Below are 14,662 nucleotides of genomic sequence, written 5' to 3'. Positions count from 1 at the left end.
AGATGGGTATCATTAACAGCGAAATCAAACCGTTCAACGCCACCGCATTCAAGCAGGGCGAGTTTGTTGAAATCTCTGAAGCAGACGTGAAAGGCAAGTGGGCCATTTTCTTCTTCTACCCGGCCGACTTCACCTTCGTTTGCCCGACCGAACTGGGCGATGTCGCTGACAAGTACGAAGAGCTGCAGAAGCTGGGCGTGGAAGTGTTCTCTGTGTCTACCGACACCCACTTCACCCACAAAGCATGGCACGACACTTCCGACACCATCGGCAAGATCAACTACTACATGGTAGGCGACCAGACCGGCACCATCACCAACAACTTCGGTGTGATGCGTGAAGGCCAGGGCCTGGCAGACCGCGCTACTTTCCTGATCGATCCGGATGGCGTTATCCAGGCGATGGAAATCACTGCTGAAGGCATCGGCCGTGACGCAGACGACCTGCTGCGCAAGGTGAAGGCTGCCCAGTATGTTCGTAACCATCCTGGCGAAGTGTGCCCGGCCAAGTGGAAAGAAGGCGAAGAAACTCTGGCTCCGTCTCTGGACCTGGTTGGCAAGATCTAAGTTTCCCTTTTCGGGTGAAACTTGCAAGAAGGCCCGCACAGCGGGCCTTTTTTGTATCTATCAATCGACTTTATGGAATCGTATAGGTCTGAGCTATCAGATGGGTTGGGTCAATCAATTTGAGAAGGTCCCGGCTTGCCCTTATCGTACCTGCAACTTCAGATAACGATTCATTTTTGAATTCAGACAGTTAGTTTCACGACATAAAGGGGAATACCGAACATGTTGGACGCCAATATCAAAGGACAGTTGAAGGCCTACATGGAAAAGCTGCAGCAGCCGATTGAGCTGGTGGCAGCCTACGACGACAGCAAAAAGTCCCAGGAGCTGAAGCAGCTGCTGGAAGAAATCGAGCCGATGTCCGAGAAAATCAGCCTGCGGACTGAAGATTCGGCTGATGTGCGTCGTCCGTCGTTTGCCATCAACCGTGTGGGCACTGACATTGGCGTGCGTTTCGCCGGTATTCCCATGGGCCACGAGTTTACCTCTTTGGTCCTTGCGCTGTTGCAGGTGGGCGGCCACCCGTCCAAAGCTTCCCAGGAAGTGATTCAGCAAATCCAGGAACTGGACGGTGAGTTCGAGTTCGAAACCTATTTCTCCCTGTCCTGCCAGAACTGCCCGGATGTCGTCCAGGCGTTTAACCTGATGAGTGTGCTGAACCCGAACATCAAGCACACGTCCATCGACGGCGCCCTGTTCCAGGACGAAGTCGAGCAGCGTGAAGTGATGGCGGTTCCCAGCGTGTACCTGAACGGCCAGCCCTGGGGCCAGGGCCGGATGACGCTGGAAGAGGTTGTGGCCAAGCTGGACACCAACTCCGCCGAGAAAGAAGCCAAGAAGATCAACCAGAAAGACGCCTTTGAGGTGCTGGTGATTGGCGGTGGCCCGGCGGGTTCCGCAGCGGCCATCTACGCCGCCCGTAAGGGGATTTCCACCGGGATTGCGGCCGAGCGATTTGGTGGCCAGGTAGCTGACACCATGGGTATCGAAAACCTGATCTCCGTGCCTTACACCGAAGGCCCGAAGCTGGTGGCGGCCATGGAACAGCACGTTAACGAATACGAAGTCGACATCATGAACATGCAGCGCGCGGAGAAGCTGATTCCGGCGGCACAAACCGGTGGCCTGCATGAAGTGAAGCTGGCAAACGGCGGTTCGCTGAAAGCCCGAACGGTGATTCTGTCTACTGGTGCCCGCTGGCGCCAGATGGGTGTGCCGGGTGAGGAAGAGTACCGCAACAAGGGTGTGGCCTACTGCCCGCACTGCGACGGCCCGCTGTTCAAAGGTAAGCGCGTGGCGGTGATCGGTGGCGGTAACTCCGGCGTGGAAGCGGCAATCGACCTGGCCGGTATTGTTGGCCACGTAACCCTGATCGAGTTCGGTGAGCAGATGCGTGCCGACGACGTGCTGCAGAAGAAACTGCGCAGCCTGAACAACGTGAAGATCATTACCTCCGGCCAGACCACCGAGGTGGTTGGTAAAGACGGTAAGGTCAGTGGCCTGAACTACACCGACCGCACCACCGGTGAAGCGCACCACGTTGAGCTGGAAGGCGTGTTCGTGCAGATCGGCCTGGTGCCGAACACCGAGTGGCTGAAAGGTGATATTGAGCTGAGCCAGCACGGTGAGATCATCGTAAATGATCGTAACGAGACCTCGATTCCCGGTGTGTTCGCCGCCGGCGATGCCACCACGGTGCCGTACAAGCAGATCGTGATTTCCATGGGAGAGGGTTCCAAGGCTGCCCTGAGTGCCTTTGACTTCCTGATCCGTAATTCAGCCGAGTAAGTTGTTCACCCAAGCCTGACCATTCAGGCTGACCCCTGTAACCGGCGCCCACGGGAAGTGGGTGGCCGGTTTTTTTATGGGTTGCTGGTGACGTCCTGCTCCAGGCTGCCATCAACGCGGGCGGGTTTTCCGTCGGCCTCAAACAGATGGCCGTACGCGGAACGCACCCCGTCAACGATAAAGTCGAAAGGCACATCGTCAAACACGCCGTGGTCGTTGATGTATTCCATATGGGCTTCGCCGTCTTCGGTGAACTCCTGGAACACGGAATCGTTCACGCCATCAAACTCCAGCGGCTCCACCTTCATCAGTGCGCAAAGCTGCTTGTTAAAGGCGGGGGTGGCTTTAACCCATTGGCCGTTCAGGTACAGCTCGATAAAACCGTGCATGCGGAAAATATCGGAGCGCAGCCACTCGATCAGCTTGGGGCTGGACAGGTGATTGCGCACGTCGGCCAGGCCCAGCCGGCTGGGAATGCCTATATAGCGTGCGGCGGCGCCAAGCAGTACCGCCTTGGGAATACAGTAGCTCTCGCGGGATTTCAGCGCGTAGCTGGCAGACAGGGTGTTTGGGTCGGTCTGGAACACATAGGGGTTGTACTGGACGCTGTCACGGACCGCCAGGTACAACGCCTTGACCTGCTCTACCGGTTCATTGGGCACACCCTCAAGTTGCTGGTCAATCCAGGCTTTGACTTCCGGCTTGTCATAATCGAAGAATGCGGTGGGCTTGAGGTAGTTTTCCATGGTGATCTTCCGGCATTGGCGCATGATTGACCGATGATCGCTCGGTTAGCAAGCTATGGGCAATGACTTTATCCGCCAATTCGGCTGACCATCAGTACCGGTTGTGATCGAGTTGGTGTTCTCCGGGGCTCGTATGTTGGAATGTTCGTTATACTGAACGACCAGAAACGCCAATGGTTAGGGAATTACATGGCATTACGCGCAGTCCTGCTGATCAGTCTCATTGTTTGCTCTTTTATGCGGGTTGCCGATGCCGGCACACGACCAAGTGTGGCGTTCCTGTCACCAGACGATTCCCGTTTCTGGCAGATGGTGGCGGGGTTTATGGAGCAGGTGGCGGTTGATCTGGACGTTGACCTTGAGGTCCAGTTCGATACCGACCGGAACCGCTTCAGTTACTTACGCATGGCTCAGCAAATCGTCACCGCTGAGGAAAAGCCCGATTATCTGATCATCATGTGCAAAGAACTGGTGACCACTCAGATACTGGAGCAGGCCCATGGGCAGGGTGTGAAAGTGTTCTCTTTCAACACGGATGTGCCCGAGGCTACACGGGCCGCAGTGGGAATGCCCAGGGAGACGCTGGATAGCTGGATTGGCCATGTGGTGCCTGACAACGTGGAGGCTGGCCGAACCTTGGCCAGGCTGCTGGAGCGCCGGGCGGTGGAGCGTGGTTTGGTTGAGGCCGGGGAGCCGGTGCCGATGGTGGCGTTGACCGGAACGCAGGATTCTTCCGCTGCCAGGGATCGAAACGAGGGTTTGCTAAACGCCACCAGTATCGGTAATGGCCAGCTCTTGCAGTTGGTGCTCGCTGAGTGGAGTGAGCAGCAGGCCAGCGAAAAAATGTCGGTGTTGTTCCGGCGCTATCCGCAAACCACCGCGATCTGGAATGCCAGTGATGGAATGGCGCTTGGCGCCATTGAAGCCGCCAGAAACGCTGGCCGGACGCCCGGCGAGGATGTGATTGTTGGCGGTGTGGATTGGGAGCCCAGGGCGTTGGCAGCCATTCACCGGGGTGATCTGATGGTGAGCCTTGGTCGCCATTTTATGGGCGGAGGCCTCGCGCTGTTGCTAGTTCACGATTACCACCATGGTTACGACTTTGCTGAGGGCCGGCGATCTGCGGCCTTGCGCTACCAGTTTGAGCCAGCGACAGCCGACAATGTGCATTTGGTCGAACGAATGCTGGCGCCGGAAAACTGGAAGGCCCTCGATTTCAGGCAATTCAGCCGGGCGCTCAATCCGCAGCTGAGAGAACAGGACTTCAGCGCTGAGCAATTAATGGATCAGTTTTCGTCCGGGCTTATCCAGCTGGGTGGCGGTAACCAGCTGGTTCGCCAATAGGGCCCGCCCTCCTTGTTCTGGGCTACACGGAATTCCTATGCCGGAATTTATGACCTCACTCAGCCTTACCGATAGCCTCGGCCAGTTGTTTGGTCTGGTCGCTCTGGCCTTCTGCATTGCCGGCTTCGCCAACAAGAACGACGACCGGCTGATGGTGCTACTGATCTCCGCCAACGTCGCCTTCGCCCTGATGTTTGCCTTCTTTGAAAGCTGGACCGCTGCCGCGTTGACGGTGCTGGTGATTGTGCGCATCGCCCTGGCCAGGAAGTATCAGGGCAACTGGGCGATCTTGGCGGCGATGTTGACGGTTAATGCCCTGGTGGCCTGGGCGACCTGGCGAACTGCGACCGATGTATTCCCGCTGGCGGCGGCCGTACTGGGCACCATCGGCATGTTCCTGCTCAGGGGCATTCCACTGCGCATTGTGCTGGGGCTGGCGGCGTTCTGCTGGATGCTGAATAACATTGTGATTGGTTCTGTTGGAGGCACCTTGGCTGAGGGCATGGTGCTGGTCACCAACATCATTACGATCATCCGGCTGTACCAGTTGCAGAAGAAGTATCCGGATTTCAGGCCTGGAGATTGAGCGCAGCGTGGCTCAGGCCAGTGCTTCCGGGGTCAGTCTGTTGCTCACAAGGTCCTGGCTGGTTACGCACAAGGCTCCGGCCATGGCCCCGGCACGAAGGCACGTCTTCAGGTTTCCGCCCTGCAGGTAACGGTGTAGAAAGCCGCTGAAAAAGGCATCGCCGGCACCGTTGGTATCAATCACGTCAGGCACCCTGATAGCCGCCTGCTCCAGCCATCTTCCGTCGCTGCTAAGAAGGGTGGCTCCGGCGGAACCGTGGGTGCAAACCACAAACGATTTACCACCTCGAATCAGCTGCTCCATGGTGCGCCGGTAATCCGGGAGCTTGTCACTGGCCAGGAAGATGACGTCCGCGGCGTCAATGAACGGTTGATGGTATGAGTCCGAATCATCGTAGTCGTGAAGGTCTGTCCAAACCGGCCGGCCGGATTCGCGCAGCCAGCCCAGAGCGGGTTTGACGTAAGCAAGGATGTTGGCCACTACCAGGTCGGTTTCGGGCAGCCGCTTCTGCACCGGCTGCCAGTCTACGGTTTCTGGCTCGGCGGGTGGCTGCACGAACAGTGAGATGCGCTCGCCGGCGGCGGTCATCAGGTTGACGTGTTGTTCCGTTGAGGTGTCGGTGGTCTCCACAAGCAAGCGTATTCCGGGCTTTGCCAATTGCTGGCGGATCGTCTCTGCTTCTCCATCCCGGCCCAGCAACGTGTGCAGGATTATCCGATGCCCCAGGGCGGCCAGATTCAGGCTTTTGCCGGCGCCGGTGCTGCCCACACTTCGATATGCCCGTTGAGGCCAGATGGTCTGGGGTACCGGTGCGGGAAGTTGGTTCAGGTGGATGATGGTATCGAGCGACGTTCCGCCAAGGATCATTATGGATGATGGCATGTGGGGGGCCCCGGTGGATGAATTCGACCCAGTTTAAGCGGCTGATTCCTGGCATGCCTCATTCCGGCCCCTCAACCCTGAAGTTCAAGCTGGGGGAGGATGCCCGAACAGCGACTGACTCAAACAACCATGATTTCGGACCTTGATGGCCAATTTCCGGGTGCACTACGCTGGGCTATCGTGATCGGACTGACGTGACCAACAATAAACGGATCCGAATCCGAGGGAGCAGGTTATGGGTAAGCAACACTATGACGTCCTGATCATTGGCGCCGGGGTTTCCGGCATTGGCATGGCCTGCCATCTGAAACGGGAATGTCCCGGCAAGCGCTTCGCCATTCTGGAGCGCAGACAGTCTCTGGGCGGTACCTGGGATCTGTTCCGTTACCCCGGCATTCGCTCCGATTCCGACATGTTCACCTTTGGCTACAACTTCCGGCCCTGGACCGGTGGCAAGGTGCTGGCCGATGGTGCTTCTATCAAGCAGTACGTGGCCGACACCGCCCGGGAAAACGATGTGGAAAGGAACATCCGCTACGGTGTGGCGGTAAAGACAGCGGACTGGTCCAGTGAGGAAAAATGCTGGAAGCTGACGGCGGAGAACGAAAAAACCGGCGAAGCGGAGACCTACACGGCCAGCTTCCTGGTGGGCTGCACTGGTTACTACAACTACGATCAGGGCTACAAGCCTGATTTCCCCGGCGAGAAAGACTTCAAAGGCCAGGTGGTGCACCCGCAGCACTGGCCGGAGAACCTGGATTACACCGGAAAGAAAGTGGTGGTGATTGGCAGTGGTGCGACTGCGATTACCCTGGTGCCTACCATGGCGGAAAAAGCCGCCCATGTCACCATGCTGCAGCGTTCGCCCACCTATCTGATGCCGTTGCCGTCGACTGATAAGGTCACCCTGGCGCTGCAGAAGGTACTGCCGGAGAAAGCCGCCTATCGGCTGACCCGGGCCCGAAATATCTCGATTTCGCGCCTGCTCTACGAGCGTTCCCGCAAGAGCCCGAAGGCCATGCGCCGGTTGTTCCTGTCGGTGATCAAGCGCCAGTTGAAGGGCAAGGCGGATATGCGCCACTTTACCCCTGACTACAACCCCTGGGATCAGCGCCTGTGCGTGGTGAAAGACGGCGACCTGTTTGATGCCATCAAGGCGGGTACTGCCTCGATCAAAACCGACCATATTGAACGCTTCACCGACACGGGCATTCGCCTGAAATCCGGCGAGGAGCTGGAAGCGGATATCATCATTCCGGCCACCGGCCTGGATATTCAGATGCTGGGCGGCATCCAGCCCACGGTGGATGGCCAGGGCGTGGTATTGAAGGAAAAGGTGATCTACAAGAACGTGATGGTGGAAGGCATGCCCAATTCCGCCATGATCTTCGGGTACACCAACATCTCCTGGACCCTCAAGGCCGATATTGCCAGTGAATACCTGTGCCGTTTGATCAACCATATGGACCGCAAGGGTTATCAGGTGGTGGTGCCGCGAGACACGGAAAACAGCCTGGGCAACGACACCATTCTGGGCTCGCTGGATGCCGGTTACATCAAGCGTGCCGAAGACCGGTTGCCGCGCCAGGGCACTCACGGGCCCTGGAAGGCGTCCCAGAATTACCTGCAGGATGTGAAAATCCTGCGCTTCGAACCCATCGAAGACGGCTACCTGGAGTTTGATGGCCGGCGCAGCCAGCAGGCCAGCCCGGAGAAGGCGGGCTTCCTGAAACCGCTGCGCTCGGCGTTGTTCGGGGCCTGAGTCAGGCTCCGTGGGTTGTCAGCTTCCCGGAGCCAACCTCACTCTTCAGGTAGTGACGGCAGCTTGATTCGAGATATTGCCGGAACGGGGGCAGAGTCACCTGCTGTTGTGCCAGAAATCGCTCTGTCACGGTTGTATCGAATCGGCAGGTCTGAATAAAGGCCAGCGATTCCGGGGCAACCTTCAGCAGGCCGGGCAGGCCCGGAATGGTCAGCAACGCTTTCATCACGCCGATCGGAAGATGCCTGCGGGGCCCCGGCTTGCCCAGAGAGTGCGCCGCTGCCTGTAAAAGCGCTGCCAGGTTTGGCGTGTTCTGGTCCAGCGCCAACAGCGTGTCGGGCACATGATTGGCCACGCAGGCTGCCGCAATCACTTGGGCCAGGCTGTCCACCGGAATCAAAGGCAACCAGTGCTCGGGCGACCCCGGGATCATGGCCAGTCGTCCGTGGTAGAGGTTTTCCAGTAAACCATATAGCGGTTGGGCCGGGTCGAGTTCCCCGGTTGAACAGTGGCCGGCAACGGTCGCCGGCTGTACCTCGACCGCATCCATGCCCTGTCTTGCGACGAATTCCCGCAACCGGAAGGCGGATTCCAGTTTGCTGGCCTCATAACCACCGGCCCGCCGGTACACCCGGCTCCAGTCAGTCTGCTCCGGATGGCTCCGATTGATTCCAAGCCGTGACAGATGCCCGGTGTTTGCCAGCATGAAGCCACTGATAAACACCAATCGGCAGCGCAGTTGACGGGCCAGCTCCGCCACCCGGAGGCTGCCGGTAACGTTGGTGTGCCGGGCCTCCTGCTCGGGCAGGTTCCAGGCGAACCGGGCGGCCAGGTGCACAAGGCATTCGATCCGGTCCGGCAAGGCGACCAGCCCCAGATCAGGCTTTTCGAGGTCGCCTTCCAGTGCGGAAAACCGCTCCATGGTGGCGCCCTGTTGTTGAAGAAAGCCGGTGAGCTGGTTCAGGCTGGATTTGGAGCGGATCAGTGCCTGGACTTCATGCCCCTGCTGCAACAGGGTGAGGCACAGGTATTTGCCAATAAAACCGTTGGCGCCGGTGATCAGGATGGTCATGGTGCGTTCCTTGTTCATTGAGCCGAACGCAGCCTAAAGTATGGAGTATGCTCCAGGGTCAACAGGGAGAGTGCTTGGCATGAGAATATCGGAACTGGAACGGCGCACTGGCGTGAGCCGCGATACGTTGCGCTACTATGAAAAGCAGGGTTTGATTCGCGAGGTCGGCCGCAGCGGCAACAATTATCGGGATTATCCGGAGCAGGCAGTAGCACGCGTATCGATGGTACGGCAGCTCAAGAGACTGGGCTTTTCGTTGAGTGAAATCCGCGAGTTGCTGGATGCCGTTCGTTCAGACCGGATCGACTGTCTGCAGGGCGCGGCGGTAATGGCGCGCAAGGGGGCCCTGGTGGATGCCCGGATTGCCGAGTTAACGGCGGTCAGAGAACTTTTGAAACAGGAGCAGGCTCGCCTGGAGGCCAGTGCCCGGGAGCATGGGCTGGCTTGATGGCCATCCTCATAATTGCTGATAGCGCGGTGAAGGTAGCTTCCTTAACATAGATCGTCTTTTCAGGTTCCTTTGATCTGTTCGGGAAGACGGTCGTGCTGCCACTTCGCTCCGCGTTAGCCTATGTTGCTTTACTCTCTGCTGTTCTGGCGACTCTGCCGGGTATGGCATTTCTGGGTGCGGTGGCGGTGAGCCTGGCGGTCAGTCTTGGCTGGCAGGACATGCGCCGGGTGCCTCGTGCGGTCTTTGCGGTGGCGGTGCTGGCGATGGCCTTTGCTTTTGGCCGTGACCCCGGATTGGTGGAAGGGGCGGCCGGGAACATGACCCGTTTGGCCGGGCTGATTCTGTCGGTGATGTTGTTGTCGTCGGTATTGGCCGGTTCCCGGGATCTGCAGCGAATCTCCAGCAGTCTGTTCAGCGGCAAGCCGGGTACCCGGTATGCGAGCCTGGCGTTCGGCACGGCGCTGGTGTCGGTACCACTCAACTTCGGCTCCGTGGCGGTAGTTGGTAGCCTGATCTCCGAGCGAATCCGCCGTTCCGGCGATTCGGCGGCCACCCGCAACAGCACCCGGGCGGTGCTCCGAGGCTTTGGCGTATCACCAATCTGGTCTCCGTTATCCATCTCCGTAGCACTGACATTGACGCTTCTGCCCACCCTTGGCGGTGCTCAGCTCATTGGCCTTTCACTGCCGTTCGCCATGCTGGTGCTTCTGGCGGGTTTTCTCTGGCGCGAGCCGGAACCGCAGCCTGAAACGGGCGTAGCCGCAGACACCGCCGGGGCTGCAGCCTGGTTACGGTTTGGCGGGATTATCCTGGGTATCTGTATCGGAGTATTCCTGTTCAGCCATGTCTATGAATTCAGTTACGCCCGTTCGGTTACCCTGAGCTGCCTGACGGCGGTCATCATCAGCTGGGCGCTGTCCTTGGCTGGCGGCCACAGGCCCCGACCACCGACTATGGCCAACGTCAGTAATGAACTGGCTATTGTGGGTGGTTCTGCTTTTATTGGTTCGGTGATCAGTGCGGTGGTGCTGGGGCAGGTGGACGGCGATATGGGCCTGCCGGGCTGGGCGTGGCCGGTACTGGCGGCACTGGTGCCCTGGAGTTTCTTTCTGGCCGGGCTGGCCGGTGCCAACCCAATCCTCACCGGTACCTTGATTGGCGGTATCCTGGGGCCTGCGTGGCCACTTGGCGCCGCGCTGGGGTTGGGCTTTGCCATGGTCACCGGATGGGGGATCACGGCGTTCGGCACCCCGTTTGCGGCCAATGCCCTGATCATGGAACGGCTGACAGGTTATCGCGCCCGGGATGCGTCTTTGCAGTGGAGCCTGGCGTTGTCGTTAATTGCGTTGTCCGCCGCCAGTGCTATTGCCGCTGGCCTGACGGTCTGGCTGGCCTGATCCGTTTTCTCAATCCGTGGCTTTATTCTGCGTATCCGACCGCTTCGTCATATGCCACCAGGAATTGCGGATCGAAACGCTCCAGCGATCGGGCCAGGCTGGCACGGGACAGTTCGCCCATGTGGCTGTCCACCAGGTTGCCTTCAGCGTTGTAGAACAGGGTGGTGGGCAGGCCGTGGCTGCCGGTCACCCGGCCGAACTGGCCCTGCCGGTCGCTCAGCACATGGTGTAAATTCAGCTTCTGTTCAGACAGGAATCGCTGGATGGTTTCCGGGTGCTCGCCCTGGTTGGCGAAAACGAAATTGATACCGGGGTAGCGCTTCTGGGCCTCTTCCAGCACCGGCATTTCCCGGATACAGGGCGGGCACCAGGTGGCCCAGAGGTTTACAACGGTAGGCTGGCCATTGGCGATCGCGCTCAAATCGACCGGTTGCTCGTTGAGGTCGGTCAGGGCCACCTCGGGCAGGCCTTTGAGTTGCTGGTTGATCAGCTGAATGGCGCCGCCAGTCAGGCCCCAGGTCAGCAGGCCGGCCGCCATGGCCGTGCCCAACGCCCGGCGGCTGCTGGCCCGGCGCCACATCAGGAAGCCGGCAAACACGAGGGCTGCGACCAGGCCTGTGACCATATCAAAGCCACCGTCGCGGATATCAATCATGCCCAGCCAGTCGCCCTGGTAGTGCTCGTAATAGCGAATCACGAACCCGATGCGGGCACTGAGCATGGCGACCACGAAGATATCCGCCAGAGTGCCGGCGATGGGTGTTCCATGTTTGCGGCCGGTGATGCCCCCGACAATCAGGGCAACAATAAAAGCCAGGACCAGCAACAGGTGCCCGATGGAAAAACTGACAGGGCCAACGCCAACACTGAGCATGGTATCTCCGGATTCCGAAAGGTTTTTAAATGCGCACGGCAGCTAGTGACCGGTGGCCTTTGGGAGAGTTCCGTTTCTCCGCCAGAAAATACAAGCCTGCTAATCAAAACCACCTATAGCTATTTCACCAGCCCTCTGTTACCGTGCCTGCGTCCTGCCTCTAGGGATTCCGCAGTTTCTGGCTCTTTGCCGCTTTGCGAACCTCCATACGACCTGTCAGAGGACGTCACCCCGATATCGGCGTGTGACCGTAGTCGTCTTTTATTCCATGAATGTTCATGGCATCTGCCCGCATTCGCCGCATCCGGTGTTCGTGGAGGCAGAATCAATCAAGAGTATATTTTATATGAGTTTTTCTTCCCTCGGTTTGTCCGAGCAGCTGGTCCGTGCCACTTCTGATCAGGGTTATGACACCCCTTCTCCCATTCAGCTTCAGGCGATTCCTGCTGTGTTGTCTGGTAGAGACGTGATGGCTGCGGCCCAGACGGGAACCGGCAAAACCGCCGGCTTTACCCTGCCTCTTTTGCAGCGCCTGGCGGATAACCCGCGCAATGGCAAAGGCCCCCGTGCGTTGATTCTGACGCCCACCCGGGAGCTGGCAGCACAGGTGCACGACAGTGTGAACCTGTACAGCAGATACGTTCCAACCAAGGCCGCTGTGGTGTTTGGTGGTGTGAAAATCAATCCGCAGATGATGAAGCTGCGCAAAGGCGTTGATGTACTGGTGGCAACACCGGGCCGCCTTATGGATCTTTATCAGCAGAACGCCGTGCGCTTCAACGAAGTGGAAATCCTGGTGCTGGACGAAGCCGACCGCATGCTGGACATGGGCTTTATTCGCGATATCCGCAAGATCCTCGCCTTGTTGCCGGCCAAGCGTCAGAACCTGTTGTTCTCCGCCACCTTCTCCAACGAGATTCGTGGTCTGGCTGAGGGCTTGCTGGATAACCCGGTGCAGGTAGAAGTGGCTGCCCGTAACACCTCGGCTGAAAGCATTGTTCAGTCGGTTTACCCGGTCGATCAGAGCCAGAAGACCGCGCTGCTGAGCAAGCTGGTGCGTGACAATGGCTGGGAGCAGGTACTGGTATTCACCCGTACCAAGCACGGCGCCAACCGCCTGACCCAGAAGCTGGAAAAAGACGGCATTACCGCTGCCGCTATCCACGGCAACAAGTCCCAGGGTGCTCGTACCCGTGCTTTGGCGGACTTCAAGGCCGGCGAAGTGCGTGTGCTGGTTGCTACCGATATCGCGGCCCGCGGCCTGGACATCAAGCAGCTGCCCCAGGTGGTGAACTTTGAACTGCCCAACGTGCCGGAAGACTATGTACACCGCATCGGTCGTACTGGCCGCGCCGGCGAAAGTGGCCATGCCTTGTCTCTGGTGAGCGCCGATGAAGGCAAGATGCTGGCGGGCATTGAGCGGCTGATCAAAAAGCAACTGCCGCGCAAGGAAATCGAAGGCTTTGAGCCGAAGAACAACCTGCCGCTGAAGCCCAAAGCCAAGGCGGATCCGAGCAAGGCCCGCAATCGTCGCCCCCAGGGTGGCGCTGGCAAGAGCTTTGGCCCGAAACCGGCTGGTCGCAGCGGCGGTCGTGGCCGTGGTGGTCAGGGCGAAGGCCAGGGCCGTGGCCAGGGGCAGGGCAGAAGTGGCCGGCCGGCTCAGCGCCAGAGCGCCTGATCACCCCGGTTCTCCAGACATAAAAAAGCGGGGCTGCAAAACAGCCCCGCACAGGAGAACGCACCAGCTGGCAGCCCACAGACCAGAAGGCTGCCAGGGGTACGTGGGATCAGAACTTGTAGGTGAAACCGACCATGTAGACCATGGGGTCGATTTCGACTTCAAACTTATCTGTTTGTGCGGCGAAATCACCGTTCGCATCGTAAACCTTCACGCGGGCATCGGTATTGATGTCTGCCCACCAGATGGCCGCGTTCAGACCAAAGTTCTCACTCAGCATGTAGTCCATGCCCACTTCCACGGCCACGCCAACGCTGTCGTCCAGGTCCAGCGAGGTGCGGGCTCCGGGGATGCCGTATTCTGCAGCAACCACGCTATCCAGAGTTCCGGTGGTCTTCTCTTCAAAGAAAGTGGTGTAGTTCACGCCCACGCCCACGAACGGCTGGAAGGCGGAAGAGCTTGCCATCGGGAAGTACTGCAGTGTCAGGGTTGGTGGCAGGTGCTTGGTTTCGCCCAGCTTGATGTCACTCGGAATATCGCCGCCACCGTTGATGTTGTGCTTGAACGGGGTTGCGCCCAGCAGGCCGACACCGAGGCTGTTGGTGAACATATAGGTGGCACGCAGGCCCAGCTGTGTATTGGAATCGACGGTAACTTTTGAATCCGCACCGGAAAGCAGCGGCGCACCACCCACAGTGATAGAGTCGCTGGAATCATCCGGCGCCACATGCACAACACCCGCACGCAGAATGAAATCACCCGCTTCGAAAGCCTGAACGGCCGGTGCAGTTGCCATCACGGCCGCTGCCAGAACACCCAATTTGAAACTACGAGACATAGCCATCTCCTTATCCATTAAAAGTCGATGGACTCAATGTAATGGAGCGGGGCCGGGGAAACTTGATTTAGCGCAAGAAATGGCGGGCAGCGGATCTGGTTTGGTGTGGCTCTTGATTCAGCTCAAAAAAAATCGGGGTGATTCCGGAGAATGCGGTTTGCCCTTATGGTCAGGCCGTTTTGCTGTCGCTTTCAGCATTGTCGGGAACGAACACATCACGGATTGACAGTGGTTGGCCTTCGGCATTGCGCACGGTAACCGGTTGCACCGGCTTACCGGTATCACGATCGCGCAGGTCCAGCGGCTGCCCATCAGGTGCCGGGTTCCATTTGTCGCCCCACTGGCGCAGGGCCACCACCACCGGGAACAGATCCCGGCCTTTCTCTGTCAGGCGGTATTCGAAGCGGGAGCCGTGCTCGCCAACGTCTACTTTGCGAAGCACTTCGTTATCAACCAGGCGTGCCAGGCGGTCGCACAGAATGTTTTTGGCAATGCCCAACTGCTGTTGAAAATCCACAAACCGGCGGGTGCCGTACATGGCGTGCAGCACAATCAGCAGGGACCACCAGTCCCCCACTTCATTCAGGGCACGGGCGACGGAGCAATTGGAGTCATCAAAACGTTTTCTGGCCATGTGAGGGAGTGTACCGAATAGGGTTGCATTTTGAAACCGGATTT

General features: G+C 58.6%; 14 protein-coding genes. 8 read left to right on the top strand and 6 right to left on the bottom strand.

Annotated elements, in window-relative coordinates:
* Positions 1-2 precede the first annotated feature (2 nt).
* Entirely contained in the window at positions 3-566 is a 564-nt protein-coding gene (ahpC, locus tag FIV08_RS19080; protein ID WP_106693248.1) for an alkyl hydroperoxide reductase subunit C, read from the top strand.
* A 222-nt stretch (positions 567-788) separates the two neighbouring features.
* On the top strand, positions 789-2,354 hold the full coding sequence (gene ahpF / locus FIV08_RS19075; protein WP_152439471.1) for an alkyl hydroperoxide reductase subunit F: 1,566 nt from the start codon (positions 789-791) through the stop codon (positions 2,352-2,354).
* A 74-nt stretch (positions 2,355-2,428) separates the two neighbouring features.
* On the opposite strand, the gene FIV08_RS19070 is transcribed toward ahpF, so the two are convergent.
* Positions 2,429-3,100, bottom strand: coding sequence for a transglutaminase-like domain-containing protein (locus tag FIV08_RS19070; RefSeq protein ID WP_152439470.1), 672 nt, complete (start codon positions 3,098-3,100; stop codon positions 2,429-2,431).
* 189 nt (positions 3,101-3,289) lie between these two features.
* Here FIV08_RS19070 and FIV08_RS19065 point away from each other — a divergent pair, with 189 nt between their 5' ends.
* The gene (locus FIV08_RS19065; RefSeq protein WP_152439469.1) at positions 3,290-4,444 is read left to right on the top strand and encodes an ABC transporter substrate-binding protein; all 1,155 of its coding nucleotides are present in this window, start codon (positions 3,290-3,292) and stop codon (positions 4,442-4,444) included.
* A gap of 37 nt (positions 4,445-4,481) precedes the next feature.
* A complete protein-coding gene (locus FIV08_RS19060) occupies positions 4,482-5,030 on the top strand; it encodes a YgjV family protein (RefSeq protein WP_152439468.1) in 549 nt (182 codons plus the stop codon).
* A gap of 12 nt (positions 5,031-5,042) precedes the next feature.
* On the opposite strand, the gene FIV08_RS19055 is transcribed toward FIV08_RS19060, so the two are convergent.
* Entirely contained in the window at positions 5,043-5,912 is an 870-nt protein-coding gene (locus tag FIV08_RS19055; protein WP_152439467.1) for a carbohydrate kinase family protein, read from the bottom strand.
* A 235-nt stretch (positions 5,913-6,147) separates the two neighbouring features.
* Between FIV08_RS19055 and FIV08_RS19050 the strand changes: the two genes are divergently transcribed.
* Positions 6,148-7,674 carry a flavin-containing monooxygenase gene (locus tag FIV08_RS19050; RefSeq protein ID WP_152439466.1) on the top strand — a complete coding sequence of 509 codons (1,527 nt, stop codon included), beginning with the start codon at positions 6,148-6,150 and terminating at the stop codon, positions 7,672-7,674.
* Position 7,675: 1 nt separating this feature from the next.
* On the opposite strand, the gene FIV08_RS19045 is transcribed toward FIV08_RS19050, so the two are convergent.
* Positions 7,676-8,746, bottom strand: a complete 1,071-nt coding sequence (locus FIV08_RS19045; RefSeq protein WP_228715456.1) for an SDR family oxidoreductase — start codon at positions 8,744-8,746, stop codon at positions 7,676-7,678.
* Between the two features lie 79 nt (positions 8,747-8,825).
* On the opposite strand from FIV08_RS19045, the gene FIV08_RS19040 reads away from it, so the two are divergent.
* Together FIV08_RS19040 and FIV08_RS19035 are read left to right on the top strand one after the other, a co-directional pair.
* Positions 8,826-9,194, top strand: a complete 369-nt coding sequence (locus FIV08_RS19040; protein WP_072675930.1) for a MerR family transcriptional regulator — start codon at positions 8,826-8,828, stop codon at positions 9,192-9,194.
* Between the two features lie 95 nt (positions 9,195-9,289).
* Positions 9,290-10,594, top strand: coding sequence for a hypothetical protein (locus FIV08_RS19035; protein ID WP_152439464.1), 1,305 nt, complete (start codon positions 9,290-9,292; stop codon positions 10,592-10,594).
* 22 nt (positions 10,595-10,616) lie between these two features.
* Here FIV08_RS19035 and FIV08_RS19030 read toward each other — a convergent pair whose 3' ends face one another.
* On the bottom strand, positions 10,617-11,468 hold the full coding sequence (locus FIV08_RS19030) for a TlpA disulfide reductase family protein (protein ID WP_152439463.1): 852 nt from the start codon (positions 11,466-11,468) through the stop codon (positions 10,617-10,619).
* A gap of 346 nt (positions 11,469-11,814) precedes the next feature.
* Here FIV08_RS19030 and FIV08_RS19025 point away from each other — a divergent pair, with 346 nt between their 5' ends.
* Positions 11,815-13,146, top strand: a complete 1,332-nt coding sequence (locus FIV08_RS19025) for a DEAD/DEAH box helicase (RefSeq protein WP_152439462.1) — start codon at positions 11,815-11,817, stop codon at positions 13,144-13,146.
* A 109-nt stretch (positions 13,147-13,255) separates the two neighbouring features.
* On the opposite strand, the gene FIV08_RS19020 is transcribed toward FIV08_RS19025, so the two are convergent.
* Together FIV08_RS19020 and FIV08_RS19015 are read right to left on the bottom strand one after the other, a co-directional pair.
* Entirely contained in the window at positions 13,256-13,984 is a 729-nt protein-coding gene (locus tag FIV08_RS19020; RefSeq protein WP_152439461.1) for an OmpW/AlkL family protein, read from the bottom strand.
* A gap of 169 nt (positions 13,985-14,153) precedes the next feature.
* Positions 14,154-14,618: a winged helix-turn-helix transcriptional regulator gene (locus FIV08_RS19015; RefSeq protein WP_152439460.1), complete on the bottom strand. Its 465-nt coding sequence runs from the start codon at positions 14,616-14,618 to the stop codon at positions 14,154-14,156.
* Positions 14,619-14,662 lie beyond the last annotated feature (44 nt).

This window comes from Marinobacter sp. THAF197a (assembly GCF_009363275.1).
Lineage (GTDB): Bacteria > Pseudomonadota > Gammaproteobacteria > Pseudomonadales > Oleiphilaceae > Marinobacter.
The sequence above is the reverse complement of the archived record's forward strand: the minus strand, read 5'-3'. Positions and strand labels throughout refer to the sequence as shown.

Bases quoted from the DNA above. Each gene is read 5' to 3' on its own strand.
- ahpC (WP_106693248.1), top strand. From the start codon at position 3: ATGGGTATCATTAACAGCGAAATCAAACCGTTCAACGCCACCGCATTC.
- ahpF (WP_152439471.1), top strand. From the start codon at position 789: ATGTTGGACGCCAATATCAAAGGACAGTTGAAGGCCTACATGGAAAAG.
- FIV08_RS19070 (WP_152439470.1), bottom strand. From the start codon at position 3,100: ATGGAAAACTACCTCAAGCCCACCGCATTCTTCGATTATGACAAGCCG.
- FIV08_RS19065 (WP_152439469.1), top strand. From the start codon at position 3,290: ATGGCATTACGCGCAGTCCTGCTGATCAGTCTCATTGTTTGCTCTTTT.
- FIV08_RS19060 (WP_152439468.1), top strand. From the start codon at position 4,482: ATGCCGGAATTTATGACCTCACTCAGCCTTACCGATAGCCTCGGCCAG.
- FIV08_RS19055 (WP_152439467.1), bottom strand. From the start codon at position 5,912: ATGCCATCATCCATAATGATCCTTGGCGGAACGTCGCTCGATACCATC.
- FIV08_RS19050 (WP_152439466.1), top strand. From the start codon at position 6,148: ATGGGTAAGCAACACTATGACGTCCTGATCATTGGCGCCGGGGTTTCC.
- FIV08_RS19045 (WP_228715456.1), bottom strand. From the start codon at position 8,746: ATGACCATCCTGATCACCGGCGCCAACGGTTTTATTGGCAAATACCTG.
- FIV08_RS19040 (WP_072675930.1), top strand. From the start codon at position 8,826: ATGAGAATATCGGAACTGGAACGGCGCACTGGCGTGAGCCGCGATACG.
- FIV08_RS19030 (WP_152439463.1), bottom strand. From the start codon at position 11,468: ATGCTCAGTGTTGGCGTTGGCCCTGTCAGTTTTTCCATCGGGCACCTG.
- FIV08_RS19025 (WP_152439462.1), top strand. From the start codon at position 11,815: ATGAGTTTTTCTTCCCTCGGTTTGTCCGAGCAGCTGGTCCGTGCCACT.
- FIV08_RS19020 (WP_152439461.1), bottom strand. From the start codon at position 13,984: ATGTCTCGTAGTTTCAAATTGGGTGTTCTGGCAGCGGCCGTGATGGCA.
- FIV08_RS19015 (WP_152439460.1), bottom strand. From the start codon at position 14,618: ATGGCCAGAAAACGTTTTGATGACTCCAATTGCTCCGTCGCCCGTGCC.